The organism is Micromonospora sp. WMMD1128, assembly GCF_027497235.1.
In the GTDB taxonomy this organism is placed as follows: Bacteria; Actinomycetota; Actinomycetes; order Mycobacteriales; family Micromonosporaceae; genus Micromonospora.
In genome coordinates, this window is sequence record NZ_CP114902.1 from 4,343,694 (window position 1) to 4,359,719 (window position 16,026).

The following is a 16,026-nucleotide window of genomic DNA, read 5'->3' on the forward strand; positions in this document are numbered from 1 at the left end:
CATCGCGCGGATGGCAGGTGTCAGCCAGGCGACCGTGTCGCTGGTGCTGAACAACCGGACCGACGCCGACGTGCGCATCGCCCCGGAGACCCGGGACCGGGTGCTGCGGGTCATCGCCGAGACCGGCTACGCCGCCGACCCGGCCGCCCGCCGCCTCGCCTCGCGGTTCAACCGGATCATCGGCGTGTTCACGTACGAGCCCGCCTTCCCCAGCGGCAGCCGGGACTTCTTCCACCCGTTCCTGCTCGGCATCGAGGAGTACGCCGAACGGGTCGGCTGCGACCTGCTGCTGTTCACCAGCGCGCCGGTGGTGGACGGCCGGCGACGCATCTTCCACCAGGACAACCGGCTCCGGCTCGCCGACGGCTGCCTCCTGCTCGGCCGCGAGATCGACGGCGCGGAGCTGGACCGGCTCAACCGCGACGGATTCCCCTACGTCGCCGTCGGACGCCGCGACGACGCCAGCGGTCCGGTGCCCTACGTCGGCGCCGACTACGCCACGGCGGTGGCCCGCCTCGTCGAGCGGGCGTTGCGCGACGGTCACCGGCGCCTGACGTACGTGGGCATGGGCATGACCGCCGAGTCCTCGCAGGACCGGCGGCGCGGCTTCGACGCCGCGGCGACCGGCGCGGAGCACGCCCGGCAGCTCGTCGCGGCGGCCGGCGAGGCCGACGCCGCCGTCGACGAGCTGCGGGCCGACGGCAGCACGGTCGCCTTCGTGGAGGACTTCGCCACGGCCGTCGCGCTGGAGTCGGCCGCCCGCCGGCGCGGGCTGTCCGTGCCCGGCGACCTGTCGATCGTGACACTCGGCGACCCGACGTCCCCGGTGCCCACCGACATCGCGTTCACCGGCTTCCACATCCCGCGCGAGGAGATGGGCCGGCAGGCCGTCGAGGTGCTCACCGGCGTCATCGACGGCAGCGCGGCCGGGCCGCAGCAGCGCCTGCTCCCCTGCGAACTCGTCGAGGGCGACACCCTCGGCGCACCCGAACCGGCGGTCGGCCGGCACTGAGCTGTCGGACGGCACTGAGCGGTCGACCGCACCGAGCGGTCGACCGGGCAACTGGAAGGAAGCAATGGCAAAGATGCGTGCGGACGTCCTCGTCGTCGGCGGCGGACTGGGCGGCGTCGCCGCGGCGCTCGCCGCGGCGCGGGCCGGCCGGTCGGTCGTCCTGACCGAGGAGTTCGACTGGCTCGGCGGGCAGCTCACCAGCCAGGCCGTCCCGCCCGACGAGCACTCCTGGATCGAGCAGTTCGGCGCCACCGCCAGCTACCGGGAGCTGCGGGACGGCATCCGGGACTACTACCGCCGCCACTACCCGCTCACCGAACGGTCCCGGGCCTGGACCGACCTCAACCCGGGCGCCGGCTGGGTGAGCCGGCTCTGCCACGAGCCCCGGGTGGCCGTCGCGGTCCTGGAGCAGATGCTCGCGCCGCACCGGGGATCCGGGCGGCTGACGGTGTTGCAGCCGTACCGGCCGGTGGCCGCCGAGACCGACGGGGACCGGGTCACCGGCGTCACGCTCGCGCACCGGGACCGGGACGACCGGATCGAGGTGGTGGCGCCGTACGTGCTGGACGCCACCGAGACCGGCGAGCTGCTGCCGCTGACCGGCACCGAGTACGTCACCGGGTTCGAGTCGCAGGCGGAGACCGGCGAACCGAGCGCCCCGGCGCAGGCGCAGCCGATGAACATGCAGGCGGTGTCCGTCTGCTTCGCCCTGGACCACGTCGACGGCGATCACACCATCGACCGTCCCGCCTCCTACGACTTCTGGCGCGACTACAAGCCCGACTTCTGGGGCGACCGGATGTTGTCCTGGCGGTCGCCGCACCCCCGGACGCTGGAGATCGTCGAGCGCAGTTTCACCCCGAACCCCGACGACGATCCGCTGAGCGTCCACGCCGACCAACGGCTCAACCCCGGTGACGGCAACCTGTGGACGTTCCGGCGCATCGCCGCGCGGCGCAACTTCGTCGACGGGGCGTACGGCAGCGACATCACCCTGGTCAACTGGCCGATGATCGACTACTTCGAGAGCCCGGTCATCGACGTGCCGAACGCGACCTGGCACCTGGCCCAGGCGCGCGAGCTGTCGTACTCCGTCCTGTACTGGTTGCAGACGGAGGCCCCCCGTCCCGACGGCGGCACCGGCTTCCCCGGGCTGCGGCTGCGCGGCGACGTGACCGGCAGCGGCGACGGCCTGGCGCAGGCGCCCTACATCCGGGAATCCCGCCGGATCCGCGCCGAGTACACGGTGGTGGAGCAGGACCTCTCCCTCGCGGTACGGGGTGAGCACGGCGCGGTGAGCTACCCCGACTCGATCGGCGTGGGGATGTACCGCATCGATCTGCACCCGTCGACCGGCGGCGACAACTACATCGACGTCGGCTCCTGCCCGTTCGAGATCCCGCTCGGGGCGCTGATCCCGCAGCGGATGGAAAACCTGCTGCCGGCCGGCAAGAACATCGGCACCACGCACGTCACCAACGGCAGCTACCGGCTGCACCCGGTCGAGTGGAACGTCGGCGAGGTCGCCGGCCTGCTTGCCGACTTCTGCCTGACGCGGGGCGAGTCCCCGCGTGCGGTCCGCGGCACCCCCCGCCTGCTGGCCGAATTCACTGATCGCGTCTCGGCCGCCGGCGTCCAGCGCCACTGGCCGCAGATCGCGGGCTACTGAAACCCCCGGTGAGGAGAAGATAGTGAAAACACGAAAGGGTCTGGCCGCCGTCGCCGCGGCGTTGTCAGGTGTCCTCGTGCTGTCCGCCTGCGGCGGTGGCGGCGAGGCGAAGGACGACGGCCCGGCCAGCCTGCGGATGACCGTCTGGTCGGCCAACGAGGCGCACCTGAAGCTGTTCAACGAGATCGCCGACGAGTACCGCAAGAGCCACCCGGACGTCACGGAGATCACGTTCGACCCGCTGCCGTTCGACAACTACACCACCACTCTGACCACGCAGATCGCCGGCGGCAACGCGCCCGACCTGGCGTGGATCTTCGAGAACTCGGCCCCGGACTTCGTCGCCTCCGGCGCGCTGCGCCCGCTCGACGACACGCTCAAGAAGGCCGACGGCTACCAGTACGACGATCTCTCCGCCGCCACGCTCAAGCTCTGGCAGGAGGACGGCAAGCTGTACGCGTACCCCTTCTCCACCTCGCCGTTCGGGGTGTTCGTCAACACCGACATGGTGCAGAAGGCCGGGCAGAAGACGCCTGCCGAGCTGATCGCGGCCGGGCAGTGGACCTGGGACAACGCGCTGGCCACCGCCGGCGCGACCGCGGCGAAGTCAGGCAAGGCCGGCCTGGTGATCCGCGACTTCGACTACAAGGGCTGGGACAACCTGTCCACCTTCTGGACCGGCTGGGGCGCCCAGGCGTGGAGCGAGGACGGCCGGAGCTGCGGCTTCGCCAGCCCGGAGATGGTCGACGCGATGACCACCCTGCACAAGGCCATCTTCACCGGCAAGGCGTTGCCCGGGCCGGGCACCACCGCCGACTTCTTCGCCGGTGACGCGGCCATGACCGTCACCCAGATCTCGCGCGCCTCGCTGCTGAAGGACGACGGTTTCGGCTGGGACCTGGTCCCGCTGCCGGCCGGTCCGAAGGGCCCGTACGCGGTGGTCGGCCAGGCCGGCCTCGGGGTGATGAAGAAGAGCCCGCACGCCGAGCAGGCGGCCGACTTCCTGGCGTTCTTCACCAACCCCACCAACTCGGCGAAGCTCGCCCAGTTCTTCCCGCCGCCCCGCACGTCCCAGCTCACCGCCGAGACGCTCGGCAAGACGAACCCGAAGCTCAAGCCGGAGCAGCTCCAGAAGGTCGTCGTCGACGGCATCACCAGCGGCGTGGTCAAGCCCAGCCACGCCGGGCAGGCCGAGCTGAGCCAGCAGGTCCGGGCCGGTCTGGACCCGCTGTGGCAGCCGGACGCCGACGTCAAGGCCGTGCTCGACGGCCTCTGCGCCAAGATCCAGCCGCTGTTGGCGAAGTAGGGCCGAGAATCATGACCCAGACGGACACCAGGGTGGGCCCGGCCGCTGTTGCCGGGCCCACCCCGGGCCGGGCCCGGCCGTTCTGGACCAGCCGTCGCCGGGACCAGCTCACCGGTTACCTGTTCATCGCCCCGCAACTGCTCGGCAGCGTGCTCTTCGTGATCGTGCCGCTGGTCCTCGTGGTCTGGTACAGCCTGCACGAGTGGAACGTGCTCGCCGGCAGCTTCGAGTTCGTCGGCGCCGACAACTACACCGCGCTCGCCGACGACCCCAACCTCGGCTCGGTCCTGCGGGCCACCGGGCTGTTCTCCGTCGGCCTGGTGGTGTTCAACCTCGGCCTGGCGCTGCTGCTGGCCGTGCTGCTCAACCAGAAGCTGCGGGGCACCATCCTGTTCCGCACCCTGTTCTTCTCCCCCGTGGTCGTCTCCCTGGTGGCCTGGACCATCGTCTGGGGGTTCCTGCTGCAGAAGAACGGCGGGATCAACGGTCTGCTCGACACCGTCGGCGTCACCGGGCCGAACTGGCTGCGCGGCGAGGGCACCGCGATGCTGTCGGTCGTCGTCGTGCAGGTGTTCAAGAACGTCGGCCTGAACATGGTCCTGTTCCTGGCCGCCCTCCAGGGCGTGCCGGCGGACCTGTACGAGGCCGCGGAGGTGGACGGCGCCGGCCGGATGCGCCAGTTCTGGCGGATCACCGTGCCCCTGATCAGCCCGACCATCCTGCTGACGTCGATCATCACGGTGGTCGGATCGCTCCAGGTCTTCGCGCAGATCGCGGTGCTGACCCAGGGCGGGCCCGGCACCTCGACCACGGTGCTCGTCTACTACCTCTACCAGCAGGCCTTCCAGTTCCATCACTTCGGCTACGGCGCGACGCTGTCGATCCTGCTGTTCGTCATCGTGCTCGCGCTCACCGTGCTGCAGTGGCAGATGCGCAAGAGGTGGGTCTTCCATGAATCGTGAGCTGTCCCGCCGGGCCAAGCTGGTGCTCTACGGGGCGCTGCTGATCCTGGCCGTCCCGTTCGTCTTCCCCACCTGGTGGATGGTCACCTCGTCACTGACGCCGGTGGCGGACATCTTCGCCTTCCCGCCGAAGCTGCTGCCGACCGACCCGAGGCTCGACGCCTACCGGCGGGTGTTCGAGTTGCAGCCGTTCGGGCAGCAGTATCTGAACAGCCTCTACATCGCGCTGCTGGTCACCGTCGGCACGCTCGCCGTGGCGGCGCTCGCCGGGTACGCCTTCGCGCGGATCCGGTTCCGGGGCCAGAACCTGCTGTTCCTGGTCGTCCTCGCGGGCCTGCTCATCCCCAGCGAGGTGACGATCGTGCCGCTGTTCCAGATGTTCTTCAAGGCCGGGCTGATCGACACCCACTGGCCGCTGATCCTGGTGCCGATCTTCGGCGCGCCGAGCGTGCTGGCGACGTTCATCATGCGGCAGTTCTTCATCAGCCTCCCCGACGAGCTGGAGGAGGCGGCGCGGGTCGACGGGTTGGGCCGCTTCGCCACGTTCTGGCGGATCGCGCTGCCGCTGTCCCGGCCCGCGCTGGGCGCGGTGTCCATCTTCACCTTCCTGCACAGCTGGAACCTCTACCTGGAACCGATCGTGTTCCTCTCCTCGCCGGAGAAGTTCACCCTGCCGCAGGCGCTCACCCAGTTCGTCGACGCGTACGGCGGCCCGATGTGGGACGTCCAGCTCGCGGCGGCGTCGATGACCGCGCTGCCGGTCCTGGTGGTGTTCGTCATCGCGCAGAAGCAGTTCGTCGAGGGCCTCGCGCACACCGGCCTGAAGGGGTGACCGCGCCGGTGATCGGCGTCGACATCGGCGGCACCAAGACCGCCGCCGCGCTCGTCGACCCGGACGGACGGGTGCGGGCCCGCCGGGAGGCCCCCACCCCGGCCCGCGCCGGGCCCGAGGCGGTGCTCGACACCGCCGCCGGCCTGGCCGCGGACCTGTTCGACCCGGTCGGCGCCGGCCCGGTGGGGGTGGGCACCGCCGGCACCGTCGACCCGGCCACCGGCATCATCCGGTACGCGACCGACAGCCTCCCCGGGTGGGCCGGCACTCCGGTCGCCGGCGCCCTCGCCGCGCGGCTGGGCCGACCGGTGCGCGTCACCAACGACGTGAGCGCCGCCGCGCTCGGCGAGAGCTGGGCCGGTGCCGGGCGGGGCCGCCGGCACGTGCTGCTGGTGGCCGTCGGCACCGGGCTGGGCGGGGCGATGGTCCGCGACGACCGCGTCGAGACCGGCGCTCGCGGGGCGGCCGGCCAACTCGGGCACCTGCCCGCGCCCGGCGCGCACCGGCTGCGGTGCGGCTGCGGCAGGTACGGGCACCTGGAGGCGATCGCCTCCGGCACCGGGCTGTCCGCCGCGTACGCCGTCGCGACCGGAACCCGGGTCACCGGCCGGACCGTGGCGGAACGCGCGAACGCCGGCGACCGGATCGCCGGGCAGGTCGTCGACCGGGCCGGCGCCGCCCTCGGCGCGGCCCTGGCCGGGCTGGTCGCCCTGCTCGACCCGGAGACCGTCCTGGTCACCGGCGGGGCCGCCGCGGTCCTGCTGCCCGCCGCGTCCGCCGCCTACCGGGCGGAGCTGCCCGAGGGCTGGGCCGGCGTGCCGCTGCTGCCGGCCGCGCTGGGCGCCGACGCCGTCCTGGTCGGTGCGGCCCGGCTCGCCACTCGAACGACCGACGACGGAGGGACCGGACCGTGAGCGTCCTCGACGACCTGGCCGGCGGGCTCGTGGTGTCCTGCCAGCCACTGCCCGACGAGCCGGACGACCCGATGCGCGACCCGTACGTCCAGGCCCACGTCGCGGCGGCGGTCGTGCGCGGTGGCGCCGTGGCGGTCCGGGTGAACGGCCCGGACGACGTCCGGGCGGTACGCGCCGCCGTCGACGTGCCGGTGATCGGGCTGTACAAGCACGGCGCCGGGGACGTGTTCATCACGCCGACCGCGGCGCACGCGCTGGAGGTGGCGCGGGCCGGCTCGCACGTCGTCGCGGTCGACGCGACCGACCGTCCACGGCCGGACGGGCGCGGGTTCGCCGACACCGTACGCGCGCTGCGGGAGCGGACCGACGCGCTGGTCCTGGCCGACGTTTCCACCGTGGCCGAGGGGGTCGCCGCGGTGGCGGCCGGCGCGGACGCGGTCGCCACCACGCTGTCCGGCTACACCGCGAACAGCCCGTCCGCCGACGGGCCTGACCTGGGGCTCGTGGCGCGACTCGCCGCGCTGCTGCCGGTGCCGGTGCTCGCCGAGGGGCGGTACCGCACCCCGGAGCAGATCGGCCGGGCCTTCGCCGCCGGGGCGCACGCGGTGGTGATGGGCAACGCCGTCACCTCCCCACTGTGGATCACCCGTCGGCTGGTGCCGGCCACCCCCCGCGCGGGGCGCGGACCGCGTCCGAGGGAGATTCATCACCCGTGATGGTTGCCGTTTTGCCATCGCATCGATGGCGTTGGTGCGACTATGGAGGGCGTGGGAACTGCGAAAACTGCCATGCCGTCCATCTCGCCGCTGACCGGTGAGCCGATCAAGCGGGCCGACGCCGAACGCCTCGCCGGGGTGCTGAAGGCGTTCGCCGATCCGGCTCGGCTGCGGCTGATCAGCCTGATCCAGTCCGCCCCGCAGGGCGAGGCGTCGGTGAGCGACCTGACCGCCCCGCTCGGGCTGTCCCAGCCGACGGTGAGTCACCACCTGCGGATCCTCACCGAGGCCGGGCTGCTCGAACGGGAGAAGCGCGGCGTCTGGGCCTACTACCGGGTGGTGCCGGCCTCGATCGCCGCGATCGCGGACCTGCTGACCCCGCCGCGCAAGCGGGCGACGAAGCGCGCCCGCTGAGCGCGTTCACCTCGCCGCGCCGCATTCGGCCGAGTCGCATTCCGGCGCGTCGCATTCGGCTGCGCCATATTCCGCCGCGCTTGGCCGGCGGCACTCCGGACACGGCGTAGAGCCAGCACGGCGCGGCGCGCCTCGCGCCCTTCGACGCGTCGGCCCACGGCTCCGACCGGAGTCTGTCCGGTGCGCGCCGGCGCGTCCGGCCCGCCAATGTGTTCTAATTATTCGCGTCGATGTTCGCGCTAACATCGATGACCGGCTGCCACCACCGGCACCTCCGGCATCGTCATGCGTGCGGGCCTCGCGCCGGAACCGGGCGCCGGCGGTGGGTTCACCCTGCGCGGGTCAGCGTTCCATCGACGGCCATCACCACCCGTGAGGCTCCGCGCCGGTACGGACGGTCCCGGAGCCTGCGTATCCGAGGAGCCGTCATGCCCATCTCCCGTCCCCGAACGCTCCGGCACAGACGCCTACGCCTGGCGATCTCGGCCCTGGCCCTCGTGCTGGCTGCCGGCGGCACCGCCGTGGCGACACAGACACGGGTGGCCGTCGCCGCCCCCGGACCGGGCGCCGTCGTGGGCGCGCAGTCCGGCCGCTGCGTCGACGTGCCGAACGGCAGCACCACGAACGGCACCCAGGTCCAGCTCTACGACTGCACCGGCGTCACCGCGCAGAACTGGACGTACACGTCGGCCCGTCAGTTCACGGTCTACGGCACCAAGTGCCTGGACGCCAACGGCCAGGGCACCAGCAACGGCACCGCCGTGATCATCTGGGACTGCAACGGCCAGGCCAACCAACAGTGGAACGTCAACGCCAACGGCACCATCACCGGCCAACAGTCCGGCCTGTGCCTGGACGCCAACGCCGCCGGCACCACGAACGGCACCAAGCTGATCCTCTGGACCTGCAACGGCCAGGCCAACCAGCGGTGGACCACGTCGACGACGCCGACGTCCGCGCCGCCCACCTCGCCGCCCCCCACCGGTGGCCGGCCGTGCGACCTCTACGCCGCCGGCGGGACGCCGTGCGTGGCGGCGCACAGCACCACCCGGGCGCTGTTCTCGGCCTACGGCGGCAACCTCTACCAGGTCCGCCGGTCCTCGGACAACGCCACCCGCAACATCGGGGTGCTGAGCGCCGGCGGCTACGCCGACGCCTCCGGCCAGGACTCGTTCTGCGGCGGCACGACCTGCGTGATCACGGTGGTCTACGACCAGTCGGGACGCGGCAACGACCTGTGGTACCAGGGTTCGGCGCAGGTCCCCGGCTCGTCGTCCAGCCGGCCGGCCACCGCGACGAGCGAGTCGTTGACCGTCGGCGGCGCCAAGGCGTACTCGCTCTACATCAACCCCAACAACAGCTACTGGCGGGACGGCCACCTGACCGGCGTTCCCACCGGCAGCGCACCCGAGGGCATGTACATGGTCACCAGCGGCACCCACGTCAACGGCGGCTGCTGCTTCGACTACGGCAACAGCGAGACCACCCGCAAGGCCGACGCCGCGGGAGCGATGGACGCGATCAACTTCAGCACCAGCTGCTGGTTCGGCGGCTGCTCCGGCAGCGGCCCGTGGGTGCAGGCCGACCTGGAGTGGGGTCTCTTCCCCGGCGGCAGCTCGTCCTGGAATCCCAACCAGCGCGCCTTCACCAGCAAGTTCGTCACCGCCACGCTGAAGAACAACGGCACGTCGCGCTTCGCCATCAAGGGCAGCAACGCCCAGTCCGGCAACCTCTACACGCTCTACGACGGGTCGTTGCCCAACGGCTACAGCCCGATGAAGAAGCAGGGCGCGATCATCCTGGGCAGCGGCGGCGACTGCTGCAAGCCCGGCGGTGGCGCCAACCTCAGCGCCGGCACCTTCTACGAGGGGGCCATGGTGGCCGGCTATCCCTCGGACGCGACCGAGAACGCCGTCCAGGCCAACATCGTGGCCGCCGGCTACCGCTGAGACCACCGCACACCACCCCCGAAAGGACCGTGATGTTAACGCTCTCAAGAAGGCCGGCCCGGCGCGGACTCGCCGTGCTCGCCAGCCTGCTCGTCGTGATCGGGCTCTTCCCGGCGATCGCCCGGGCGGACAACCCGATCGTGCAGCACATCTACACCGCCGACCCGGCGCCGCTGGTCTACAACGGCCGGGTCTACCTCTACACCGGCCACGACGAGGACAACTCGACCTGGTTCACCATGAAGGAGTGGCGGGTCTGGTCGTCCGACGACATGGTCAACTGGACCGACCACGGGTCGCCGCTCAACCTCGCCACCTTCAGCTGGGCCAAGCAGGACGCCTGGGCCGGCCAGGCGATCTACCGCAACGGCAAGTTCTACTGGTACGTACCCATGGTCGTGCGGGCGACCGGCCAGATGGGCATCGGCGTGGCGGTCTCCGACAGCCCGACCGGCCCGTTCCGGGACGCGATCGGCCGCCCGCTGGTGAGCAACGGCGAGATCGACCCCACCGTGTTCATCGACGACGACGGTCAGGCGTACCTCTACTGGGGCAACCCGAAGCTGTGGTACGTGAAGCTGAACTCGGACATGATCTCGTACTCGGGCAGCCCGACGCAGATCCCGCTGACCACGGCGGGCTTCGGGACCCGGACCGGGGACGCGAACCGGCCCACCCTGTACGAGGAAGGGCCCTGGGTCTACAAGCGCAACAACCTCTACTACAACGTGTTCGCCGCCAAGTGCTGCTCGGAGTTCATCGGCTACTCGACGGCGCCCGGCCCGACCGGGCCGTGGACCTACCGCGGGACGGTCATGCCCACCCAGGGCAGCAGCTTCACCAACCACCCCGGGATCGTCGACTTCAAGGGCGGTTCCTACTTCTTCTACCACAACGGCGCGTTGCCCGGCGGCGGCGGTTTCACCAGGTCGGTGGCGGTGGAGAAGTTCTCCTACGGGTCGGACGGCTCGATCCCGACGATGTCCATGACCAACGCGGGCGCCCCGCAGGTCGGGACGCTGAACCCGTACGTCCGGCAGGAGGCCGAGACGATCGCCTGGGGGCAGGGGATCGAGACCGAGCCGGCCAGCGGCGGTGGCATGAACGTCGGCTTCATCGACAACGGGGACTACATCAAGGTCAAGGGCGTGGCCTTCGGCTCCGGCGCGACCTCGTACACCGCCCGGGTGGCCTCGGCCGGTAGCGGCGGCACCATCGAGTTGCGCCTGGACAGCACCAGCGGCCCGCTCGTCGGCAGTTGCCGGGTGTCCGGCACCGGCGGCTGGCAGACGTGGACGGACACGACCTGCGGGGTCAGCGGCGCCACCGGCACCCACGACCTCTACCTGCGGTTCACCGGTGGCAGCGGCTCGCTGTTCAACATCGACCACTGGCGGTTCAGCTCCGGCACCGGCACCCCGCCGACCACCGCGCCGCCCACCACCGCGCCGCCGACCACCGCACCGCCGACGACCCCGCCCCCGACCACCGCACCGCCGACCACCCCGCCGCCCACCAGCGGCGCCTGCGCCGCGACCTACCGCACCACGAGCACCTGGTCCGGCGGCTTCCAGGGCGAGGTGACAGTCACGGCCGGCGCCTCGGCGATCAACGGCTGGACGGTGGGCTGGAACCTGGCCGGAGGCCAGAGCATCAACCAGATCTGGGGCGGCACGCTGAGCACCAGCGGCTCCACGGCGACCGTCCGCAACGTGTCGTACAACGGCTCGGTGCCGGCCGCCGGCTCGACCACGTTCGGCTTCCTGGCCAACGGCTCGCCGTCGACCCCGTCCCTGACCTGCACCAGCCCTTGAGAGGAACACTCATGCGCAGAAGGACAGGGTGGCTCGCCGCAGCCGCCGCGTTGGCCATGGCCGTCGCCGGGGTGCTCACCCCGGCCGGCCCGGCCGCAGCCGAGTCCAACGGCGGGGTACGGGTGATGCCGCTCGGTGACTCGATCACCGAGGGCACCCAGGTCCCGGGCGGCTCCCGGATCGGTCTGTGGCAACGGCTCGCCGCCGGCGGCTACCGGATCGACTTCGTCGGCTCCCAGTTCAACGGGCCGGGCAACCTCGGCGACCACGACCACGAGGGACACCCCGGCTGGCGGATCGACCAGATCGACGCCAACATCACCGGCTGGCTGAACGCCTACCAGCCGCGCACCGTGCTGCTGCACATCGGCACCAACGACATCCTGCAGAACTACAACGTGTCCGGCGCGCCGAACCGGCTCTCCACCCTGATCGACCACATCACCGCGACGGCGCCCAACGCCGACGTGTTCGTGGCGCAGATCATCCCGCTTGCCAACTCCGGCCAGGAGTCGGCGGTACGCACCTTCAACGCCGCCATTCCCGGCATCGTGCAGTCCAAGGTGAACGCCGGCAAGCGGGTCCACCTGGTCGACCAGCACTCGGCGCTGAGCACCGCCGACCTGATCGACGGCATCCACCCGACCGCCGGCGGTTACGACAAGATGGCCGCCGTCTGGTATGCCGCGCTGCGGTCGGTGGACGGCAGCATCGGCACCCCGGGCAACGGCGGCGGCACCACCTACCAGAACGTGCAACTGGTCGGTGGCGGCTCGGGCCGGTGCCTGGACGTGCCGAACGGCAGCACCACCAACGGCACCCAGGTGCAGCTGTACGACTGCTGGGGCGGCACCCCGCAGCGCTGGACCTACACCTCCGCGAAGCAGTTGCAGGTGCTCGGCAACAAGTGTCTCGACGCGAACGGTAAAGGGACCGCGAACGGCACCAGCGTGATCATCTGGGACTGCAACGGCCAGGCCAATCAGCAGTGGAACCTCAACGCCAACGGCACCATCACCGGCGTGCAGTCCGGACGCTGCCTGGACGCGGCCGGCTACGGCACCGCCAACGGCACGAAGATCAACCTTTGGGACTGCCACAACGGCACCAACCAGCAGTGGAGCACCCGAAGCTGACGTGCAAGGCGGGGCCCCTTCTTAACGCCTCCGGTATAGGAAGGGGCCCCGCTTAACCACTCGAAGGAAGGAGGACGCCATGCCGAGACATCGGCTCATCGTCGGCGTCGTCGCGGGAGTGGCGGGACTCGTCCTCGCCATGGGCGGCGTCGCGTTCGCCGCCGGTCAGGATGCCGCCGGCGTCAGCCCGCTGGCGGCGACCGCCGGCTGCGGCAGGGCGCCGGCGCTGACGAGCGGCTCGCACACGATCTCCAGCGGCGGCCAGAACCGTTCGTACATCCTGCGAATCCCCGACAACTACGACAACAACCACCCATACCGGCTGATCTTCGGCTTCCACTGGAACGGCGGCACCGCGGGCGACGTCGACTCGGGCGGGACCAGCGGATACCCGTGGTCCTACTACGGGGTCCGGGCGCTGTCGAACAACAGCGCGATCTTCGTCGCACCGCAGGGCAACGGCAACGGCTGGGCCAACCCGAACGGCCAGGACCTGACGTTCGTCGACGACATGGTCCGCACGTTCGAGGCCGGCCTGTGCGTGGACACCACCCAGTTGTACGCGATGGGCTTCAGCTACGGCGGCGGCATGAGCTACGCCATCGCCTGTGCCCGGGCGAACGTATTCCGCGCGGTAGCGGTCTATTCGGGCGCGAACCTCAGCGGGTGCAACGGCGGCACCCAGCCCATCGCGTACCTCGGGATCCATGGTCTGCGTGACGGCACGCTGCCGATTTCGGCGGGCCGCGCGCTGCGCGACCAGTTCGTCCGCAACAACGGCTGCACCCCGCAGAATCCGCCGGAGCCGGCGCAGGGCAGCCTGACCCACGTGGTCACCTACTACTCGGGTTGCCGGGCGGGCTACCCGGTCGCCTGGGGCGCCTTCGACGGGCCGCACGCCCCGAACGCGGTGGACGGCACCGCCGACCCGTTCGCGCCGGGCGAGCGGTCGTGGACGCAGGCCGTGGTGTGGCGGTTCTTCACGCAGTTCGACGGCACCACCCCGACGAACCCGCCGACCACGCCACCGACCAGCCCGTCGCCCACCACCGGGCGGCAGCTCGCCGGCGAACAGTCCGGCCGCTGCGTGACCGCACCGACCCAGACCTCGGGTACGCAGGTGCAGTTGCAGGACTGCGCCGGGCAGTCCGGTCAGCTCTGGACCGCCGGCGCCGGCCGCCAACTGCAACTGGCCGGCAACCTGTGCCTGGACGCGAACGGGGCGGGCACCAGCAACGGCACGGCGGTCATCGTGTGGGGCTGCAACGGCCAGGCCAACCAGCAGTGGAACGTCAACGCCAACGGCACCGTCACCGGTGTGCAGTCCGGGCTCTGCCTCGACGCCAACGCCGCCGGCACCGCGAACGGCACGAGGCTCATCCTGTGGTCCTGCAACGGCCAGGCCAACCAGAGGTGGAGCTGGCGCTGAGGTGTTAAGCGGGGCCCCTTCCCATACCGCAGGCGTTAAGAAGGGGCCCCGCCTTGCATCTCAGGGGCGGAGGGTCCAGCGTTGGTTGGCGCCGTTCAGGCACTGCCAGAGCTGGATCTTGGTGCCGTTGGTGGTGCCGAAGGCGCTGGCATCCAGGCACAGGTTGGACTGCACGCCGGTGATGGTGCCGTCGGCGTTCAGGTTCCACTGCTGGTTGGACTGGCCGTTGCAGTCCCAGATGACCACCGGGGTGCCGTTCGCGGTGCCCTGGCCGGAGGCGTCCAGGCACTTGTTGCCGTACACCGTGAGCTGCTTGCCCGACGTGTAGCTGAACCGCTGGTTGGCGTTGCCGTGGCAGTCCCAGAGCTGGATCTGGCTGCCGTTCGTGGTGGTGGCGCCGGGCACGTCCGCGCACCGGCCGGACTGGCCGCCGACGATCTGGACGTTCTGGTTCGTCGGCCCTCCGCCACCGGGCGGCAGCAGGGTGACTGTGGACGTGTCGCTGATGGCCGAGTGCGACACGTTGACCGTGGTGCCGTTGTTCGACAGCGTCACCACGGTGTCCCGCACCGTGACCGGCCCGGACACCGCGCCGCCGTTGTTGTACGGGATGTTCTGCACCACCACCCGGACCTGGTTGTTGACCACGATGCCGCTTGTCGCGTCCAGGCGCTGGATGTTGACCGCGACGTTGCCGGTGGTGCGGTGGCCGCCGATGAGGATCTTCGCCGAGCCGGTGTCGCGGGTGGCGAACGCGTCGTAGGAGGCGCTCGGGGTGACGGAGGCGATCTGGCCGGTCATCGAGCCGTAGTACTGGTACGCCCACCACTCGCCCTTGGGCTGATACTGCCCGCTGGAGTTGTGGGTGAGCAGGTTGCCCAGGTCGTTGTGCAGGTTCTGGCCGCCGGCCCAGTTGGCCCGCAGCCCGTCCGCGCCGGCGCGTTCCAGCCGGGCCAGGTACCACGCCCCAGCGGCCGGGTTCTGCTCGTTGGACGCGCCGTACTCGTTGATCTGGTGCGGTCGCGGGTGGGCGATGCCCCGCGAGTCGAGCGTCTGGTTGGCGGTGGCCACGTTCGACACCGGGTCGCCGGGCAGCGAGTGCCAGCTGAAGATGTCCGGCACCACGTTGTTGGCCTTGACGTAGTCCAGGTACTGGGTCCACCAGCCGCTCGTGGACGGTACGCAGGCGCAGCTCGGCCCGACGATGAGCATGCCCGGGAACGCCGACCGGATCCGCTGGTAGGTGCGTCGCCACAGTTCGAAGTACTGCGACTGGGGCCGGTTCCAGAACAGGCTGATGTTCGGCTCGTTCCAGATGTCCCACTGCACGGTGATCCCGGCCGAACGGACGTCGGAGAAGAGCCGGTCCAGGAAGCGGTCGTAGTCGCTCCAGTCACCGTTGTCGCCGGGGAAGCGGCTGATCGAGGCGCCGTCGGCGCCCCAGAGGTCGTGGTCGAGCAGCACGAACGTGCCGCCGAGGGCGGCGGTGCGGCGGGCTTGGGCGACGGTGGCGTTCCAGCGTCGGTCGTAGCCGCCGCCGACCCAGCCCTGGCCGGGTAGTTGGGCGCCGCCGGCGCGCATGGCCCGGAACTTCACGTCCCGGAAGTAGCTGTCCGGCGGGTTCTGGCCGTTCTCGGTCATCCCGTAGATCCACCCCGATCCGCGGTACGTCGGCGTACCCAGGGAGGCGGAGAAGTTGACGGTGAGCGACTCGTCGGCGGCCCGTGCCGGGGACGCGGCGACCGCCAGCGAGCAGGCGACGGCGAGGGTACCGGCCGTGATCCGGGCGGCGAGGCCGCGGATCCGGGGTGCCCGGGCGTGGGGGATGTTCACTGCGACTCCTTCGGCAGTGTGGTGGGGCTGCGGAGGACGT

Annotated in this window: 13 protein-coding genes; 12 read left to right on the top strand and 1 reads right to left on the bottom strand. The window is 71.1% G+C overall.

From position 1 onward, the window contains the following. Positions 1-10 precede the first annotated feature (10 nt). The 12 genes from O7602_RS19275 (at position 11) to O7602_RS19330 (ending at position 14,153) form a co-directional block, all read left to right on the top strand. Positions 11-1,012: a LacI family DNA-binding transcriptional regulator gene (locus tag O7602_RS19275; protein ID WP_281584033.1), complete on the top strand. Its 1,002-nt coding sequence runs from the start codon at positions 11-13 to the stop codon at positions 1,010-1,012. A gap of 64 nt (positions 1,013-1,076) precedes the next feature. Next, a complete protein-coding gene (locus O7602_RS19280) occupies positions 1,077-2,681 on the top strand; it encodes an FAD-dependent oxidoreductase (protein WP_281584034.1) in 1,605 nt (534 codons plus the stop codon). 22 nt (positions 2,682-2,703) lie between these two features. Next, entirely contained in the window at positions 2,704-3,987 is a 1,284-nt protein-coding gene (locus O7602_RS19285; protein ID WP_281584035.1) for a sugar ABC transporter substrate-binding protein, read from the top strand. An 11-nt stretch (positions 3,988-3,998) separates the two neighbouring features. Continuing rightward, the gene (locus O7602_RS19290) at positions 3,999-4,949 is read left to right on the top strand and encodes a sugar ABC transporter permease (protein ID WP_281584036.1); all 951 of its coding nucleotides are present in this window, start codon (positions 3,999-4,001) and stop codon (positions 4,947-4,949) included. Then, positions 4,939-5,781 (top strand): carbohydrate ABC transporter permease, encoded by an 843-nt coding sequence (locus tag O7602_RS19295; RefSeq protein WP_281584037.1) that lies wholly within the window; start codon positions 4,939-4,941, stop codon positions 5,779-5,781. The genes O7602_RS19290 and O7602_RS19295 overlap by 11 nt, the downstream gene beginning before the upstream one ends. Further along, a complete protein-coding gene (locus tag O7602_RS19300) occupies positions 5,778-6,695 on the top strand; it encodes an ROK family protein (RefSeq protein WP_281584038.1) in 918 nt (305 codons plus the stop codon). The genes O7602_RS19295 and O7602_RS19300 overlap by 4 nt, the downstream gene beginning before the upstream one ends. Continuing rightward, complete coding sequence (locus O7602_RS19305) at positions 6,692-7,411, top strand: putative N-acetylmannosamine-6-phosphate 2-epimerase (protein ID WP_281584039.1); 720 nt, start codon at positions 6,692-6,694, stop codon at positions 7,409-7,411. Before O7602_RS19300 ends, O7602_RS19305 begins: the two co-directional genes overlap by 4 nt. A gap of 42 nt (positions 7,412-7,453) precedes the next feature. Continuing rightward, entirely contained in the window at positions 7,454-7,825 is a 372-nt protein-coding gene (locus tag O7602_RS19310; protein ID WP_281584040.1) for a metalloregulator ArsR/SmtB family transcription factor, read from the top strand. 428 nt (positions 7,826-8,253) lie between these two features. After that, the gene (locus O7602_RS19315) at positions 8,254-9,774 is read left to right on the top strand and encodes an arabinofuranosidase catalytic domain-containing protein (RefSeq protein ID WP_281584041.1); all 1,521 of its coding nucleotides are present in this window, start codon (positions 8,254-8,256) and stop codon (positions 9,772-9,774) included. 32 nt (positions 9,775-9,806) lie between these two features. Then, on the top strand, positions 9,807-11,588 hold the full coding sequence (locus O7602_RS19320) for a family 43 glycosylhydrolase (protein ID WP_281584042.1): 1,782 nt from the start codon (positions 9,807-9,809) through the stop codon (positions 11,586-11,588). Positions 11,589-11,599: 11 nt separating this feature from the next. Further along, positions 11,600-12,724 (top strand): ricin-type beta-trefoil lectin domain protein, encoded by a 1,125-nt coding sequence (locus tag O7602_RS19325; protein ID WP_281584043.1) that lies wholly within the window; start codon positions 11,600-11,602, stop codon positions 12,722-12,724. Between the two features lie 79 nt (positions 12,725-12,803). Next, positions 12,804-14,153, top strand: a complete 1,350-nt coding sequence (locus O7602_RS19330) for a ricin-type beta-trefoil lectin domain protein (protein ID WP_281584044.1) — start codon at positions 12,804-12,806, stop codon at positions 14,151-14,153. 60 nt (positions 14,154-14,213) lie between these two features. Here O7602_RS19330 and O7602_RS19335 read toward each other — a convergent pair whose 3' ends face one another. Then, the gene (locus tag O7602_RS19335) at positions 14,214-15,980 is read right to left on the bottom strand and encodes a ricin-type beta-trefoil lectin domain protein (RefSeq protein WP_281590399.1); all 1,767 of its coding nucleotides are present in this window, start codon (positions 15,978-15,980) and stop codon (positions 14,214-14,216) included. Positions 15,981-16,026 lie beyond the last annotated feature (46 nt).

What these genes read in the sequence shown, in the direction of transcription:
- O7602_RS19295 (WP_281584037.1), top strand. Translation starts at nt 4,939, where the DNA reads ATGAATCGTGAGCTGTCCCGCCGGGCCAAGCTGGTGCTCTACGGGGCG.
- O7602_RS19275 (WP_281584033.1), top strand. Translation starts at nt 11, where the DNA reads ATGGCAGGTGTCAGCCAGGCGACCGTGTCGCTGGTGCTGAACAACCGG.
- O7602_RS19320 (WP_281584042.1), top strand. Translation starts at nt 9,807, where the DNA reads ATGTTAACGCTCTCAAGAAGGCCGGCCCGGCGCGGACTCGCCGTGCTC.
- O7602_RS19315 (WP_281584041.1), top strand. Translation starts at nt 8,254, where the DNA reads ATGCCCATCTCCCGTCCCCGAACGCTCCGGCACAGACGCCTACGCCTG.
- O7602_RS19310 (WP_281584040.1), top strand. Translation starts at nt 7,454, where the DNA reads ATGGAGGGCGTGGGAACTGCGAAAACTGCCATGCCGTCCATCTCGCCG.
- O7602_RS19290 (WP_281584036.1), top strand. Translation starts at nt 3,999, where the DNA reads ATGACCCAGACGGACACCAGGGTGGGCCCGGCCGCTGTTGCCGGGCCC.
- O7602_RS19325 (WP_281584043.1), top strand. Translation starts at nt 11,600, where the DNA reads ATGCGCAGAAGGACAGGGTGGCTCGCCGCAGCCGCCGCGTTGGCCATG.
- O7602_RS19330 (WP_281584044.1), top strand. Translation starts at nt 12,804, where the DNA reads ATGCCGAGACATCGGCTCATCGTCGGCGTCGTCGCGGGAGTGGCGGGA.
- O7602_RS19280 (WP_281584034.1), top strand. Translation starts at nt 1,077, where the DNA reads ATGGCAAAGATGCGTGCGGACGTCCTCGTCGTCGGCGGCGGACTGGGC.